16 protein-coding genes and 1 riboswitch are annotated in these 17,315 nt (G+C 33.6%); of the genes, 12 read left to right on the top strand and 4 right to left on the bottom strand.

The genetic code is table 11. The features are described 5' to 3' along the window. Positions 1-2 precede the first annotated feature (2 nt). Genes ACLHDG_RS03915 through ACLHDG_RS03925 form a run of 3 tightly spaced genes read right to left on the bottom strand, consistent with a single transcriptional unit; the run spans position 3 to position 3,917 of the window. A complete protein-coding gene (locus tag ACLHDG_RS03915; RefSeq protein WP_415407684.1) occupies positions 3-2,504 on the bottom strand; it encodes an efflux RND transporter permease subunit in 2,502 nt (833 codons plus the stop codon). Positions 2,505-2,550: 46 nt separating this feature from the next. After that, positions 2,551-3,114 (bottom strand): MlaC/ttg2D family ABC transporter substrate-binding protein, encoded by a 564-nt coding sequence (locus ACLHDG_RS03920; RefSeq protein ID WP_415407685.1) that lies wholly within the window; start codon positions 3,112-3,114, stop codon positions 2,551-2,553. 20 nt (positions 3,115-3,134) lie between these two features. Then, positions 3,135-3,917: a VacJ family lipoprotein gene (locus tag ACLHDG_RS03925; RefSeq protein WP_415407686.1), complete on the bottom strand. Its 783-nt coding sequence runs from the start codon at positions 3,915-3,917 to the stop codon at positions 3,135-3,137. 214 nt (positions 3,918-4,131) lie between these two features. On the opposite strand from ACLHDG_RS03925, the gene rplI reads away from it, so the two are divergent. The 12 genes from rplI (at position 4,132) to ACLHDG_RS03985 (ending at position 16,521) form a co-directional block, all read left to right on the top strand. After that, positions 4,132-4,575 carry a 50S ribosomal protein L9 gene (gene rplI / locus ACLHDG_RS03930; protein ID WP_415407687.1) on the top strand — a complete coding sequence of 148 codons (444 nt, stop codon included), beginning with the start codon at positions 4,132-4,134 and terminating at the stop codon, positions 4,573-4,575. 2 nt (positions 4,576-4,577) lie between these two features. Further along, on the top strand, positions 4,578-5,108 hold the full coding sequence (hslV, locus tag ACLHDG_RS03935; RefSeq protein ID WP_415407688.1) for an ATP-dependent protease subunit HslV: 531 nt from the start codon (positions 4,578-4,580) through the stop codon (positions 5,106-5,108). A gap of 10 nt (positions 5,109-5,118) precedes the next feature. Next, complete coding sequence (hslU, locus tag ACLHDG_RS03940) at positions 5,119-6,447, top strand: HslU--HslV peptidase ATPase subunit (protein ID WP_415407689.1); 1,329 nt, start codon at positions 5,119-5,121, stop codon at positions 6,445-6,447. A gap of 123 nt (positions 6,448-6,570) precedes the next feature. After that, positions 6,571-7,470 (top strand): GTPase Era, encoded by a 900-nt coding sequence (era, locus tag ACLHDG_RS03945; RefSeq protein ID WP_415407690.1) that lies wholly within the window; start codon positions 6,571-6,573, stop codon positions 7,468-7,470. Positions 7,471-7,551: 81 nt separating this feature from the next. After that, a riboswitch (cyclic di-GMP riboswitch) is annotated at positions 7,552-7,630 on the top strand. Between the two features lie 128 nt (positions 7,631-7,758). Next, positions 7,759-9,309, top strand: coding sequence for a hypothetical protein (locus tag ACLHDG_RS03950; protein WP_415407691.1), 1,551 nt, complete (start codon positions 7,759-7,761; stop codon positions 9,307-9,309). Further along, positions 9,306-9,959: a hypothetical protein gene (locus tag ACLHDG_RS03955; protein ID WP_415407692.1), complete on the top strand. Its 654-nt coding sequence runs from the start codon at positions 9,306-9,308 to the stop codon at positions 9,957-9,959. The genes ACLHDG_RS03950 and ACLHDG_RS03955 overlap by 4 nt, the downstream gene beginning before the upstream one ends. Next, positions 9,959-10,366, top strand: coding sequence for a hypothetical protein (locus ACLHDG_RS03960; RefSeq protein ID WP_415407693.1), 408 nt, complete (start codon positions 9,959-9,961; stop codon positions 10,364-10,366). The genes ACLHDG_RS03955 and ACLHDG_RS03960 overlap by 1 nt, the downstream gene beginning before the upstream one ends. A gap of 4 nt (positions 10,367-10,370) precedes the next feature. After that, entirely contained in the window at positions 10,371-11,948 is a 1,578-nt protein-coding gene (gene mshL, locus ACLHDG_RS03965; protein WP_415407694.1) for a pilus (MSHA type) biogenesis protein MshL, read from the top strand. After that, positions 11,938-12,750, top strand: coding sequence for an AAA family ATPase (locus ACLHDG_RS03970; protein ID WP_415407695.1), 813 nt, complete (start codon positions 11,938-11,940; stop codon positions 12,748-12,750). Before mshL ends, ACLHDG_RS03970 begins: the two co-directional genes overlap by 11 nt. Further along, entirely contained in the window at positions 12,743-13,471 is a 729-nt protein-coding gene (locus ACLHDG_RS03975) for a CDC27 family protein (protein WP_415407696.1), read from the top strand. Before ACLHDG_RS03970 ends, ACLHDG_RS03975 begins: the two co-directional genes overlap by 8 nt. A gap of 63 nt (positions 13,472-13,534) precedes the next feature. Beyond that, entirely contained in the window at positions 13,535-15,274 is a 1,740-nt protein-coding gene (locus tag ACLHDG_RS03980; protein ID WP_415407697.1) for a GspE/PulE family protein, read from the top strand. Beyond that, entirely contained in the window at positions 15,274-16,521 is a 1,248-nt protein-coding gene (locus ACLHDG_RS03985; RefSeq protein ID WP_415407698.1) for a type II secretion system F family protein, read from the top strand. The genes ACLHDG_RS03980 and ACLHDG_RS03985 overlap by 1 nt, the downstream gene beginning before the upstream one ends. A 68-nt stretch (positions 16,522-16,589) precedes the next feature. Here the strand turns inward: ACLHDG_RS03985 and kdsB are convergent, their stop codons facing one another. After that, complete coding sequence (kdsB, locus tag ACLHDG_RS03990) at positions 16,590-17,309, bottom strand: 3-deoxy-manno-octulosonate cytidylyltransferase (protein WP_415407699.1); 720 nt, start codon at positions 17,307-17,309, stop codon at positions 16,590-16,592. Positions 17,310-17,315 lie beyond the last annotated feature (6 nt).

Raw genomic sequence — 17,315 nt, forward strand, 5'->3', positions numbered from 1 at the left:
CGTTATTTTATTTTTTTGATTGTAGCATATTTTTTTAATGGCTTCACTAACAGTAAAAGTTTTGGTAAAAGTATCAGGTTTGATATGAGGGCAGCAGCCATGACCAACATAGTAAGTACTCCAAAATATATAGTTGGGATCAGGTTTGATAATGTCAAAATAGAAAAACCTATGATCACAGTGAGTGAAGTGTAGTACATAGCATATCCTATGCTGTTGTTTGTCCTTTGCATGGTAAAGTAGTAAAGATTATCTTTCGTAAATTCAACTTTAAATCGGTGAATATAGTGAATGGTGTCATCTACGCCTATACCCATAGCTATAGCAGCGATGGTGATAGTCATAATGTCAAGAGGGATGTGTAACCAACCCATAAATCCAAAGACCATACCTATGGGAATAATATTGACAGTTAAAGCAATAATTGTGAGCTTGAATGACCTGAAGAGGACAAAAAACATTAGAAAAATGATGAGGAGTACAAGACTGAGCATCGTAATCTGCGAATGGAACAAGGATTGTAGCATGTTATTGTAAAGTACCATAAGATTTGATAATTGCACCGTTGCAACATGTGGATTTATCATATGTGTTAAGTCATCTGTGATCTTTTTCAACAATATATCCCTGCGTAATGCCTCATTTGAATCTATAATACGTGTGGAAAATCTTAGCTGGTTATGTTCAATATTGACATAGGGTAAAAGTATAATATCTCTATATATTTGAGGTAGTTTTTGATATATAATAGCCAGGTCTACACTGTCTAAATTTTTGTTCTGGTTAAGTATCTTTCCTGTATCGAGTAGTGTAGCAAATGATTGTACTTCTCCTATTTGTTCTATGTGTGTTAAATAGTCATGGATTTTCTTTATGATCGTGATCTTTTCATCGGTAAACCAGTATTGGTCTTTGTTCTCTAAAGTATTAAACTCATCTTCAAATGAGTCTTCATCTTCTTCTGTCTCTGTTTCTGTTACAAGAGATACTGTGATGTTTTCATCTGAAAAAGTGAGTATCACATCTAAGGGCGTTGTACCTCCTAGCTCTTGGTCTATAATTTTCATGCCTTTGTAAATATCTGTATCTTTTTTGAAGTAGTTAATAAAACTGTTTTCTACAATGAGCTGTGAAGCTCCTGTAATGCTAAATACAATCGTAAGTAAAGTGATGATGAAAATATATTTTTTATCATTTAATACAATATTAGCAGTGAGTGAAGGTAAAGAAAAGATAGATTTCTGCTGCTTTACAGGAGGTGTTTTTTTAAGTAGCATGAGCACAGTAGGAAAGATAATAAAAGAGATCACAAGTGACATGGTGATCCCTGCACTCATCATCCATCCCAGATTGATAACAGGGTGTATATGAGAAAATAGAAGTGAAGAAAATCCTGCAATGGTAGTGAGGATGGCAAAGAAAGTAGGTGTCGCTTTTGAAAGCATGGTGAGTAAAATGAGTCTTCTGGATGAAGCACGGGGATACTGTGTTAAAAGTTCTTCGTATCTCACAATAAGGTGTAAAACGATGGAAATCGTGATAATAAGTTGCAAGGCAATAAAGTTTGAAGAAATGACAGTGATTTCCCATCCAAAAAATCCTAAGCTGCTCGTAATGGCGATGACGGATAGTGTACAAATAAGGATAGGCAGCATAACCCATCTTGGTTTTTTGAAAACAATACCCAAAACAAGAATGAGAAGGAGTATAAGAATACTTCCATAGATTAGTAGATCATTTTTAACAAATCCAACAATGTCGTTGGAAATCATTTGGACACCACCTAAAAAGAATGCAGCCTCGTCTTGATATTTTGATATAAGAGAGCGAATTTCTTTGATGTTATTATTGTCAAGTATACGTTGCTTGTCTCTATGTACTTTAAATGCTATATTTACATCGTGAAGGGTCTGTTTTTCTTCTTTTGAAAGAGAAGAGGCTTTTTGCTTCTGGAGTAAAAGATTTCTTTTTTCTAAAAGCGTAAAATATTCCGGGTTATCATATAAATGGATCAAAATAGAAGATATCGTAAAATCTTTATTGACAAGACTATCTTTATACAGAGGACTGGTTAAAAATTCTTGTTTAGCCAGTGACAGATTTATATCAGAGTTTTTGAGTGTTCTTGTTTCGTTAATTAAATCATCCATTTCCCTTATGGGTGAAAAAAACAAAGGGACATTGATAAGTGAACTTACGGATTCAACACTTGGTAATTTTTCTAAATCATCGCTGATATGGGTTAAGATTTGTAGACTTTCTTTTGAAAGCAGGTCTTGTTTTGGTTTATAGGCAAGAACAAGTACATCATTGGTTTTAAATCGTTTTGCTACAATTCTTGTAAATGCCAAGTCTTTATCATCATTTAGTAGAAGTGTCTCTGCAGAAGCGTCTATTTCCAAGTTTACGACATTAATACCAAAAATGAGTATGCTGCTAATAAGTAAAATAAATACAGATAAAGGATATTTAAGTATAAGTTTTCGATAAAGTTTACTTAGCATAAGTCATCTTTTTTACATAAGTATAAGTTTTTAAAAACACAGCAGCTTAGAGTTCTTTCAAAAGTTGTTTAAATGATTTTGTTTTCAAAAACTCAGAAAACTGTTTTCTGTATGTCTGAACAATACTTACACCTTCTAAACGTACATCATAAATAAACCAATTATTACTGTTCTTTTTTTTGTAAAATAGATATATGACCTTATAGGTTTCATTATTTCCTATAATATGACTTTCTAAAGTAATTCTGTTTTGTTTTATTTTTTTCAAATCTTTTATGATGACTTTTTGATTGTTATATAGTCTTAGTTTATCTACATATGAGTGTTTTATTTTTTTTTCAAAGGCAACTGCAAATTGCTTTTTTTCTTTTTTGGAAAGTGTTTTCCATTTCTTTCCCAGGCTTATCTGCGCCATTGTACGGTAGTCAAAGGCATTCTTCATGACAGCGATACTTTTTTTCTCTTTTTGTTTCTGTGATAATGTTTTATCTTTTAATACAAGTAAGACTTTCCTTACTTTGCTATCCATCACTTTTTGAATGTGTTGTTCTTCTATCGCATGGCAAGATATGCTAGATAGAAGCAGTATCAGTAGTATTTTTTTTAACATAGTTTTCCTATTATTATGAGTTATTCCGCTATATCAGAAATTCTTTTTTGTTCATAAATATCTCTTAAAAATGGATATAGATCTATGGCATCTTTTTTAATACTCTCGTATTCTCCTAAATGTAGAGAATTTTTATTGATAAAATGAAGCGTAACAATGGCAATGGATTGACCAAGATTATCAGGTATTTTATAGTGCTCCAAGCCTCTTACATTAACAAGTGGAGAGACATATCCATCTACAGTGATTCCTATTGTATCTCTTACGTTTGATGGCCCAAAGAATGGTAGAACAACATGGAACCCAGAGCCTATGCCATAGTGGCCCAAGGTTTGACCAAAATCTTCATTATGTGGTAGTATCGGTATCTTCATATGGTTTTTTGCAGGATCCATAAGTCCCCCTAAACCTACAGTAGTGTTGATAATAAATCTTTCTATTTCATCAGAACTGTTTTGGAATTTTAATTGCAAGAGGTTATTGACCAAACGGATAGGAAAATTTATATTATGAATAAAATTGGATACCCCCAAACGAAAAGGTTGAGGTAATACATATGCATAAGCTTCAGATACTGGATTTAAGGCATAGATGATCACTTTATCGTTAAAAGAAGTCATTGCTCTATTATAACCACTTAGGGGATCACTTATATTGCTTGTTTCTTCTGCTTCAAATTCTTCTTCAAATTCTTCAAATTCTTCAAATTCTTCTATATCTTCTTCTGTTTTTGGGTTATTATTAATACTGTTTTGGGAAGGTACTGTGGTTGTCTTGGGAGTTTTTATTTGTGGATTGTCCAAGTGAGGTGAAGTTTGTTTGGTACTGCATCCTTGAAAGGAAAAGAGTATAATACTTAGTAAAAATAGTAAATATTTCATAGGAAACCTCTGCTTTAAAATAAACAATTATTATATTCTATCGTGTACTTCAGGTGAAACATGTAGTTGATTTTAACAAATGTCTAGTAAAGTTTTGTTAAAATAATACCAATTATAAATCCAACAAGGACATAGAATGAAAGTATTATTGATAAAAGATGTAAAAACACTTGGGAAAGCAGGTGAGATCAAAGACGTAAAAGATGGATATGGACAAAACTTTCTCATCGGTAAAGGGTTAGCAAAATTGGCTACGCCTGAAGTGGTAGAGAATTGGAAGGCTGAGCAGGAAGAAATGGCCCGTAATCTTAAGGATGAGCTTACTAGACTAGAAGCAGAGAAGATCACACTTGAAGCTGCAACGGTCAGGATAGAAAAACCTACAGCACCTGTAGGCATACAGGGTTCAGTAGGAAATGCTGATATCTCCAAAGCGATAGAAGAGCAACTGAATATCGAGCTGGATAAGAAACACATCAACCTTAAAAAAGCACTAAAATCAACAGGTATACATGAAGTTGATGCAAAACTTGGTCACGGTATCCATGCAGCACTTAAAGTAGAAGTAGTAGGTGTATAGTCATGTTTGACGCTACTACGATACTGGGTTACAAAGGTGAAGGCAAGGCTGTTATCGGAGGTGACGGACAAGTAACCTTTGGCGATACAGTACTTAAAAGTAACGCAACGAAGATACGTACTTTACATGAGGGAAAAATCTTAGCAGGGTTTGCCGGAAGTACAGCTGATGCGTTTAACCTTTTTGATATGTTTGAAGGAATATTGGCTGAGAAAAAGGGAGACCTTTTTAAGTCAGTTATCGGATTTTCTAAAATGTGGAGAAAAGATAAACATCTGCGTCAGCTTGAAGCGATGATGATAGTACTGAACCAAGAGCATATTTTTATACTCTCCGGTACCGGTGATGTGGTTGAACCGCAAGACGGGAAAATAGCAGCTATTGGATCTGGCGGTAATTATGCTATCTCTGCAGCACGTGCATTAGATAAACACAGTACGCTTGATCCTAAAGAACTGGTACAAGAGTCGCTTGAGGTGGCAGGTGATCTTTGTATCTATACCAATAAAAATATTAAAATATTAGAACTATAAGGAATTATCTTTGGAAAATTTAACACCAAAAGAGATAGTCGCTTACCTTGACAAATATGTCATAGGACAAAATGATGCGAAAAAGACCATCGCTGTAGCACTTAGAAATCGTTATAGACGTATGCAGCTTAGCCCAGAGATGCAACATGATGTAGTACCTAAAAATATACTTATGATAGGTAGCACTGGGGTAGGTAAAACAGAGATAGCCAGACGACTTGCCACGATGATGAACTTGCCTTTTATCAAAGTAGAAGCCAGTAAATATACAGAAGTAGGATTTGTCGGGCGTGATGTGGAATCTATGATCCGTGATCTGGCATCTACTTCTATGGGTATCGTACGTAAAAGTGAAAATGAAAAGAATCAAGAGAAGATAGAAAACTATATAGAAAACAAAATTATAGAAAAACTTCTTCCTCCCCTTCCTGCCGGTGCGAGTGAACAAAAGCAAGCGGAGTATGAGGCATCGTTTGCACGTATGCAAGAGAAATTTACCAAAGGAGAGCTTGATCATCTGAAAATTAAAGTAGAGATGCCAAATAATCCTACTATGCCAGAAGAGGGACTTCCACCTCAGATGATACAAGTACAAGAGTCTATCATTAAAGTTTTAGGCGGTATGGGTAAAAAAGGTCCTGAAAAAGAGGTAAGTGTAGCAGATGCTAAGAAAATTTTGGCCCAAGAGGCGAGTGAAGTATTACTTGATGAGGAACAGCTCAAAGCTTTAGCACTTGAAAAAGTAGAAAAGGGTGGTATTGTTTTTCTTGATGAGATAGATAAGATCGCTGTATCTTCCAACTCGCAAAGCAGGCAAGATCCAAGTAAAGAGGGTGTGCAAAGAGATTTGCTTCCTATCGTAGAGGGATCTACTGTGAATACAAAACTAGGTCAGGTAAAAACAGACCATATCCTTTTTATTGCTGCAGGTGCATTTCACATAAGTAAACCAAGTGACCTTATGCCTGAACTTCAGGGTCGTTTTCCATTGCGTGTAGAACTTGACAGCCTAGATGAAGAGACACTGTATCGCATATTGACAGAACCAAATAACTCACTCATTAAACAGTATCAAGCTTTGATGAATGTTGAAGGAGTTGAATTGGTGTTTGATGAAGAAGCATTACATGCTATTGCACACTATTCACTTCTTGCAAATGAAAAGACGGAAGATATCGGTGCTAGACGTTTGCATACGGTGATGGAGAAGATCTTGGAAGATATCAGTTTTTTAGCAGATGAATATTCAGGTGAGAAAGTAAATATAGATAAAGCACTTGTAGAAGAAAAGATAAGCAAAGTGGTTGAAGATGAAGATACCACACGTTATATATTGTAATCATATAGCAATAAAAATTAAAAGTGACGAGTCACGTGAGCCTTACTGCTGAAGTAAACTTAGCGTTAGCGTAGTATATGGAGCTTTGCTCTATATGCGTTTTGATAATGAAAAAGGAAGAAAATGTTTGATGAGAGTGTAGGAACAAAAGCAGGATTTGTAGCAGTTGTAGGACGACCTAATGCAGGAAAGAGTACATTACTGAACTATGTTGTAGGTGAAAAACTGGCAATGGTCTCTAAAAAAGCACAGGCAACACGTAAACGCATGAATATCATCGTGATGCATGATAATGCACAAATTATTTTTGTAGATACTCCGGGTATCCATCAAAAAGAGAGACTTCTTAATAAGTTTATGTTGGATGAAGCATTGAAAGCTATGGGTGACAGTGATCTTATTGTTTTTTTAGCACCGGTCACGGATAAGCTGACAGAGTATGAGAAGTTTTTAGCACTTGCTCAGGCAAAAGGTGTAAAGCATATCGTGATATTGACAAAGATAGACCATGTGAAGCAGGGTGATATTCTGGCTAAACTTGGTGAGTATCAAAAGTATCAAGAGCATTTTGAAGCGATCATTCCTTTCTCTGTCAATAAAAAGGTAGGGAAAAAACAACTGCTTGATGAGATAGCTAAACATCTGCCATATTCACCATTTCTCTATGATACAGAGATCCTTACCACAGAGAATATACGAGATATCTATAAAGAGCTTATACGTGAGTCTATATTTGAGAATCTTAGTGATGAGATACCGTATGAAAGTGATGTAACGATAGAAAAGATCGAGGAAAGTGATACCTTGGATAAAGTGTATGCAACCATCGTTGTAGAAAAAGAGACACAAAAGGGTATGATCGTTGGACAAAAAGGTGTAGGTATTAAACGTGTAGGAAAACTTGCACGTGAACAGATGGAGTTCTTTGCAGGTAAAAAAATATTTTTAGATCTGCATGTTTCTGTCAAAAAAGGGTGGAGTAAAAATAGAGAAAGTTTGGAGGAGTTTGGATATATCATTTAAAAAAGTGGTTGAGTGTTGATTTAATCATAAAATTGTAAGCTTGATATAATGTTAAATAGTATAGCATTTAAAATTATTTATATATTGTTGTGCCACACTTGTTGCGAAGCAAGGCCGGAAAGCCATGGGTCTCAGTGATTGAGATCGCCAGGTTGCCAAACCTCTATTTTACCCTCCATAAGTGAGTTCACGATAAAAATATTTAATACTTTATAAAAAATTTATGTTATGTAAGATAGTTTTAATATTATAACATATATAATTGTTCAACAAACAAGGAAGTTTAGAATGTTTTTGAAAAAAAGTTCGTCGAAAGAATCAAAATCGGCTATAAAAAATATTGTTACACTTAATGCTTATACTGATAAAAGCTATATATTTAAGAATGATTCGTTTCAAACTTTAAATAAACTCAGCTATAACACTTCAAACTTTATCACTTCATATGTAAGCAATAAAGACATTATAAGTACTACAATACAGTTAAGTCGCAGTATTCCACAAGAAGATATTGCAGATATCCTTGAAATAAAAGCATATGAAGAACTAGGTCTAGATCAGGCCAGTGATTATATCATCTCTTCGACTGAGATTGAAAACGGGGGAGAAGAGAGAGACTTTCATCTCTTTGTTGCTGAACCGGAAATTTTAGATAAACTCTATTTGCCTATAAAGCAAGAGACTAAATATATTGACCTTATCATACCTGCACCACTGCTTTATAAAACTTTATATAAAAAAGAGATATTGAATGACAGTGGAACACATTGTTTTATGTATTTTACTCAGCATGATGCATTTGTAACATTTTATAAAAACGGAGAATATCTTTATTCGAAATCTATAGAGTTTTCTTTAGAGCAAATGTATGAAAAATATTGTGAAATAGTTGGGGAACAAGTTGACAAAAAAGAGTTCTTTTCTATTTTAGAGACTGAGGGACTTAAAGCAACCAACAGTGATTACCAGCAAAACTTTATGAAGATCTTCGGTGAAATTTTTATTACGATCAATGATATTATTATTTATACAAAAAGAGCATTCCAATTAGAAACAATTGATCATATGTTTATAGGTAGTGTTCAAGGACCAATTATAGGTTTGGATGAGTATAGTCAAAACTATTTAGGATTACAGTCAGCAGATCTGAATTTTGATTATAATGGACAAAGTGTTAATAATGATGAGTGGTATACAGATCAACTTCAATACTTGATGCTGCTTAGCTCACTTGATTATATGGAAGATGAATCTTCTATTGTAAATCTTACGATGTTCCCACGAGCACCATCATTTATGAATCGTGCAAGTGGTCAGTTTATCATCGCGACTCTTACGGCTATTGCTGCTGGTTTGGCTTATCCTTTGGTTTATTTAATAGGTTCTTATGCAAATGATGCCAAAATTTATGCATTAACGATACAGAATAATGAACTTACTGCAGAAACAAATAAATATAAGAAAATACTAAGTGACAAAAAACAAAAAATATCTGTGCTGGATAAGGAAATTGCTAAATTATCAGATATCTATCAAGGGAAAACAAATACCTTAACTGCCATATATGATAAAAAGGTAAATTATCGTCTTAAGTCAGGGACATTTCATACTATTGCAGATGAATTAAATAAATTTGGCGTTCATGTTGATATGATGTATAGCCAGAATGATACTTTATGGCTGTCTTTAGTAAGTTCAAATGATAGAAAATTTACAGAACTTATTAAATATATTTCAGATAATCACTTTGATGAGCTAAATCAGATTGATATTGAAATAATCCAAAAAGACCAAGAGAGTAATTACTATAAAGGTCTATTAAAGGTTGATCTAAGATGAAATTCATAGAAGATAAATTAGAAGAACTGGACAGTTATTTTGCACCTAAAAAAGAGAGTGAAAAATGGTTGATCATCTTAGGAATAGCAGGTATGATCGCATATCTTGCTTATGCATATCTTTTACCATATACAGAAGATATGTATAAAAAAAGTGAAACAAGTAAGAAGAGCATACAAAAAAGTATAGCTGACAATAACATTTACCTTAATTCTATTACAGTGAATGGTGATCGTGAATTTTATATTAAGAAGTTTGATCGTGATATTGTTACAAAAAAGAGTGATATTGTTAATTTAAACAAAAAAATAAAGTTTATTGATACAAATTTGGAAAAACTGTCTGATATGTTATTTAACCAAAAAAGTTGGTCTAGGTTTTTAAATTCTATTACGGATAAAGCTGAGATACAAAATGTAGATATACAATATATAGCTAATAAGTATGTAGACAACAATGGTAGTTTTGGATATGTTTTAGAGATTGGTGTAGGATGCAAGGGTGAATATAAAGGTATTGTAAAGTTTATGAATGAACTTGAACAAAATGTTTTGGTTACAGATATTTATGGAACAAGGTTTTCTCTTGATCAAAATTCATCACAGATCGTAGCTGATATCAATATTTCTGTATGGGGGATAAATCACTAATGAAAAAGACACTATTTATAGTTTCATTGCTAACAGTTTCACTGTATGCTGATCTTTCTGTTAAACAAATACAGGAAATGGTTAGTATGATACATGAAAAAAGGGAAGGTATCAAATTAGAAACTTTAGAAGAGACAAAAGAACCATTTGTCCGACTGGAAGAAGAGAATAATATAACTACATTTGTCATTCCTGTACAAGCAGAAGAAGCGAAGTTGGCACTACATGCTATTATGAATGGCAAAGCATATATAAATGAATCATGGCAAGGTGTGGATGATACTATCATGGGTTATACACTAAAATATGTGGGTAAAAGAGGTGTGGTACTTAGAAATGGTAATAATGTCAAAAAATTATTTCTCCATCAAAACAGAGATAATTTTATCAAGTTAGAAGAAAGGTAATAGGATGAAAAAAGTACGAAATTTAGGGGTTAAGTTTATTATTGTATTTACAATGATGTTAGGTGCTACAAATACCTTAGTTGCAGGTAGTTGTTCTACGAAATTGTTTAGTGTTACGATAGACAGTAAATTAACCATCAGTGATGTAATTGAAAATCTTGCAGACACTTGTGAATTAAGTGTTATTGTTAGAGATGAGGCTGCAAAGAAAAGAATGAATAAAAAACTTTATTATGTTAAGTTGAAAAACAGTACATTAAAAGGTTTTCTGAATACTATTCTTAAAGACAATGATCTGCATTATACATTAAGTGGAAATAAACTTAAAATTTCATATTTGATCACAAGAACATTTCGTGTTCACTATATTTCCGGACAAAGAGTAGGAAAGAGTAATGCAAATGTAACGATTGCCGGTTCACAAAATTCAAATCAGCCTACTGGAGGTGCTAATGAGCAGCAAAGTGGTTCAAAAACAGGTATTATTATAGAAAGTAATAGCGAATTTAAATTTTGGAAGACGGTTGAGCAAGAAGTTCAGCGTATCTTGATCGGTGCAGGTGATGGTAGTACACATTATACTAAAACAGGTGGAGGTTGGACTGGACCAGATGGTCAAGTTTGGGAGTATAATCCTTTGGCACCTATTGTGAATCCGGAAGCTGGTATGGTTACAGTAACAGGTACAGATAGACAAATCAATAGAGTAGCAAGATATATCCATACACTATCTAAGCAAATTAAACAGCAAGTACTTATCGATCTTCGTATACTGACTGTAACGTTTGATGACAGTAAAACAACGGGAGTTGACTGGTCACAACTTTACGGACTCCAAAATATGACAATTAATACATTGGCAATGGCACAAAAAGATGTGGCTTCTTACACATTTGATGCTTTGCAGGGTATTACTGAAGCAGAATTTGCATCGGGAACACAGCCAAGAACTGCTCAAGTGGTAAGTATGACAGGTAGTACGGAAGTTTCAGAAGTCGTAAAATTTTTAAGTACACAAGGGGATGTAAAAGCTATCTCCAGTCCAAGAGTGATGACACTGAATAATCAACCAGCATTGATTTCTGTAGGTAGAGAACTCTTTTATAAGATCAAGTCTACCAGTGCTTTAGGTACGGGGAACAATGCTAACACTGCAGAAGGAGAAACAGTTGACTCTGTATTTGCAGGTATATTACTTGATATTACTCCCGAGATCGATGCGAATGGGATGATCACATTGAAAATCAATCCATCTATATCTGATACTATAGAGGATGTCACCAGTACAGGTTCTGCGAGAGATATTCCACCGGATCTAATTAGAAGACAAATTGCATCTGTGATTAAAGTGAAAGATGGTGAGCATGCTATACTTGGTGGTTTGATCTTTTCAAGAACTGGTACTGAAATTAATAAAGTTCCTTTATTGGGTGACTTACCTCTGTTAGAGTATGCTTTTAAGCATGAACAGAAAATTAATAAAGTAGAAGAGTTGGTGATGATCATTACACCACATATTATTAAAAATCCTAAATCAGTGACACTTAAAGATCTAGGATATACAAAACTCAATGAAAAGTAGATACGAAGCTGCAAAAAATGTATTTGTCGATTCTATAGATATCGATGACTACATTGAGTTAGAATCTTCTGTTACGGCATATAAACAACTGAAACACAGCATGGATAAGCCACTGAAGATGATCTTACTTTTTGGTCGGCCTGGCACAGGGAAAAGTATACTCCTTAACCGTATTCACGGGAAATTAAAACATCAAAAAGAAATCCATTATTTTGATACACCTCCAATTAATGAGAAAGAGTTTTTTCATAAGTTATTTAAAGTATTGACCAAACAAGATCTACCTAATAATACAGAGGTAAATTTTTCAGCTTTAGTTGATTTTTGTAAAAATTTAAGAGGAAAAAGGGAAATTATTATCCTGCTTGATGAAGCACAGATGTATGGACCGGAAATGATGGAAAAGATCAGACTTCTCTCAGACAGCCGATCGGTAAAATTTGTTGTTTCTCTACATAAAACTGATGATGAAGACCTTATTGCAAAAGAGCATTTTCAATCACGTATATGGGAAGTGATAGAGCTTAAAAATGCGACTAAAGAAGATCAGACTACCTATATACATAAAAAACTTTTAAAAAAGAATCTTTTTGAAATAGCAAATAGTATTAAAGATAAAAATATGAAATATATACATACTTATACAAAAGGTAATTATAGAGAGTGTAATAAATTGCTTTTTACCATATTTGAGATATGTGAATATTATGATACAAATGAACCCTCGAAGATCGATTATGAGGATCTGCCTCAAAGAATTATAGAAATGGCTGCATTGAAATTAGGGTATATTCATGTATGATATTAAACCTTTAGAAGAAGAGTGGAAAAAATATAAGAAAAAAAAGAGAAGACCTTGGTTTGTACTTATTTTTTCTATCTTTTTTATACTTCTTATCTCTTTCACTTTCTTAAATTATAAAGAACTTGATTTCCTTAAATTCAATGATAAGAGTAAGGCAGCTGTAGTTACTAATCACTCTACTGCAGTATTAATAGATAAAGCTTTAACAACCTTGGAAACAAAAAAACCTAAAGGAAGTGAAGTTTCACAGATAACTGAAACAAAACCTATGATAGTAATATCTGAAAATAGCTCTATGGAAATTGTTGAAGATCTACCTATAGCAGAAGATGTTAAAGCGATTAAAGAGCCTAGCGTAAAAATAGAAACACTGGAAAAACCTCGAAAGAAAATGCATATAAATATTATAGAGTCAACAAGTGTAAGTGCATATAAAGATGTTGAAAGGCGTTTTGAACAGTCCCATGATACAGAGGATTCACTATTTCTAGCAAGAAGTTATTATAATAAAAAGAATTACAAAAAAGCAGAATACTGGGCATTGCAAACCAATAAAGTGAATGGAAATATTGAAGAGAGTTGGTTGATATTTACAAAGTCTAAAGTGAAGTTGGGTCGTAAAAATGAAGCGATACATATTTTGACGAACTATGTTAAAAAATCAAACTCAGTAAAAGCGCAAAGCCTATTAAATAAGATAAAAAAGGGTACTCAATAACTTTAGTATGATTATTGTAACAATATAATACTATACCAAATAGAGTAAGAAGGGATAATTAGAATGGTAAAACTTATTGAAATGATGCTTGATGAAAAGCTTATAACCAAAGATGCTATTTCTACTTTAGTTAAAAGCCGCCCACCTAAAAAAATTTCCTTTGCTAACCTTATAGCTGAAAATATGATTGATGCACACTCTGTAGAAATATATTTAGCTAAGAAAATAAGACAGGGTATCATTACTTTACGACATTTAGAAAAGATTGAGGGGATCGATATTACCCCTATTCTTGAAGTAGTTGCAAAGGAACTTCATGTTGAGTATATTGATCTGGATGAAGTTGAAATAGATATGAAACTATTTTCACAAGTACCATATAAGCAACTCATTAAATATAATATTATTCCTATTGAAGAGAATGATCTTAATGTCCTCATTGTTTTTGATGATCCTTTAGATATGATAGCACAAGATACGATACAACGACTTTTTCCTAAGAAACCTGTAAGAATAGCTATATCTAAACCTAAGCAGATAAATCAGCATTTGCAACGTTTGGAAATAAATGAAAGTATTAAAGGTTTAATATCAGACATACGTAAAGACTTAAGTCAAGAAGGTACTTTTGAAGAAGATAAAGATGAGTCACCAGCGGTTCTAAAACTTATTGATATTATTATAAAATCAGCTATTTATATAGGTGCAAGTGATATCCATATTGAAGCAACAGAAAAAAGTTGTATTGTCAGGGAACGAGTAGATGGTATGTTACGTCAAAGTTTTACCTTCGATAAAGATATATTTAATCCATTGGCTTCAAGAATGAAACTGCTTTCAAACTTGGATATAGCAGAAAAAAGAAAACCACAGGATGGTAGATTCTCTACGACAATATCAAAAAAAGAATTTGATTTTAGGGTATCTACACTTCCGACTATTTATGGTGAATCGATTGTTTTGAGAATCTTAGATAAGTCCAAAGCAATGATCAGACTAGAAGATGCAGGCATGAGTAAATTTTGTTATGATAGATTTTCTGAAGCCATTAAAGTACCTTATGGTATCGTACTGGTTACAGGTCCTACGGGGTCTGGTAAAACAACGACACTGTATGGTGCACTCAATGCGATAAAAGATGTTAAAGATAAGATCATTACTGTTGAAGATCCTGTGGAATATCAGATGAGTGGTTTACAACAGGTGCAGGTAAGAGCAAGTATCGGATTGAGTTTTTCTGATGCATTAAGATCCATACTAAGACAAGACCCTGATAAGATCATGATCGGGGAGATCAGAGATAAAGAAACCTTGCGTATTGCTATTCAAGCAGCACTTACAGGGCACTTAGTACTTTCTACACTGCATACCAACGATGCTATTTCTGCGGTAACAAGAATTTTGGACATGGGTATAGAAGAGTATTTAGTGAGTGGAGCTTTGGTGGCAATACAAGCACAGAGACTAGTTCGTAAAATATGTACTCATTGTAAAAAAGAGACAGTACTTCCGGAGACACTTCTAAAAGATGTAAAACAATATCTTCCTGAAAATCCTACTTTTTATGTAGGGGAAGGTTGTAAAGAATGTGGACATAGTGGATATACAGGAAGAGAAATGATCTCTGAAGTTCTAACGATAAGTGAAACATTTTCGCGTATGATCGCTTCAGGTGCATCAAAAGAAGAGATGACAAAGCAGGCAATGAAGGAAGGGTTTATTAATATGTTTGAAGATGGTGTCAGTAAAGCCTTAGAAGGTAAAACAACGATCGAAGAAATTTATAGAGTAGCGAGATTATAATGAAATATTTTAATGTTACAGTCATGGATAGAGGTAAAAAGCGTTTAGAGTTAATTAAAGCAAATGATAAAATGGCAGCGGTTAAATCAGCTAAGCATAAATTTCCATCTTCGATGGTGCTGAAGGCTGTTGAGACAGCCGCACCTTTAGAAGATAGTTTGGGTAATTTATTGAAAGGATTAAAGAAGTCATTTAAATCTAAAGTACCTATCAATGATAAAATATCAACGATCAGACAAATAGCAGTTATGACAGATGCAGGTATTGCTATTAATGATACCTTGGAAGATGTTTCAGATAATACAAGTAATCAAGAACTTAAACATATTTATATGACCATGAACAGTGATATTAATGCGGGTCATAGTCTGTCTGATGCAATGGAACCTTATAAAGAAGAGTTTGGACATGTTGCTTTGGCGATGACAAATTTAGGTGAAAGAACAGGTAATATTTCTGAATCTTATCACAAACTTGCAGATATACTTGAAAATATTAGAGATAATAATGCTAAGTTTAAAAAAGCAATTCGTGGTCCTTTAATTACTCTAGCTGCAATGGGAATTGCTTTTACAATATTAATTATGGTTGTTGTACCGAAGTTTAAAGATATTTTTTCTAAATTTAAAACAGAATTACCACTTCCTACACAAATACTTCTTAAGCTGGAGTGGGCATTCAGTAATTATGGTATATTGATCCTCGTCATTATATTTGGTGGAATTTTTACACTAAAGTATTTTTATAGAAATAATAGAGATTTTAAATACCGGATGGATACAATGATGATCCATCCTAAATTTTATCTTATAAATAAAGCCATATTCCTCTCTACCATGCATAAATATAACTTGGTTTTTGGAGAGCTTGTTAAAGCAGGGATACCTGTATCTGAAGCTTTAGATACAGCTGTCGGAATGGTTGATAACCTGGCGATCAAAGAGAAGTTATTGGCGGTGAATGCAAATATCGGTCGGGGTATGAACCTGGCTGAAGCTTTTCAAATTACAGGTCTTTATGAGAATATGCTTCTACAAATGATCAAAGCAGGAGAAGCAGGTGGACAACTTGATGCTATGTTGGATAAAGTAACGAATTATTATGATATGGAATTTCAAGATCTGATCGATAACCTTTCAGCCTATATCGAACCTATTATGATGTTCTTTATTGCAATACTTGTATTGCTTATGGCTCTTGGTATCTTTATGCCAATGTGGGATCTTGGTAAAGCGGTTAAAGGTTAAATCGAATAAAGAGGAGAGAAAATATTTTTCCCCCTCAATAATATTTTTATTTTATTGTTGATCGTATGCTAAAGCCTATGATGTTTAATGGCTTTTTCTAAATCTTCCTGGGTATCTATACCAAAACTTTCTGTTTCTACCTCTATCATGGCTACTCTATACCCATGATAAAGTGCTCTGAGTTGTTCTAATTTTTCTATATCTTCCAGAGGCGCAGGGCTTAGTGCACAAAACTTCCGTAATGATCTTACCGTAAACCCATAAATGCCTAAGTGTCCCTTATATCTATCAAAATGATGGTCTCTGGGATAGGGTACTTTAGCTCTGGAGAAATAGAGTGCTATATCATCACTGTCTGTCACAACTTTAACAATGTTTGGATCATCTGCTTCAGGATTGGAAATGGTTTTATAACATGAGTTCATCATGATACTTTCATCTGTTTGGTTTTTCTTTGTTAAATTATAAATACCCTGAACTACATCTGTCTCTATAAACGGTTCATCTCCCTGTACATTGATTATGATCTCATCATCGCTCAAACCTAATTTTTGTACTGCTTCATAGATACGATCTGTTCCACTTTGGTGATCTTGGGAAGTCATCACTGCCTGAATATCATGTTCTTTGGCAATATCAATTACATCTTGTGAATCGGTGGCAATGACTACAGAGTCTATGTCATCAACAGCCATGGCAGTTCTAACAACCATAGGAATACCTCCTATATCTGCTAAAACTTTATTGGGAAAGCGACTTGAGCCTATACGTGCAGGAATAATAATCATGAAAAC

This window comes from Sulfurovum iocasae, assembly GCF_047716765.1.
In the GTDB taxonomy this organism is placed as follows: Bacteria; Campylobacterota; Campylobacteria; order Campylobacterales; family Sulfurovaceae; genus Sulfurovum.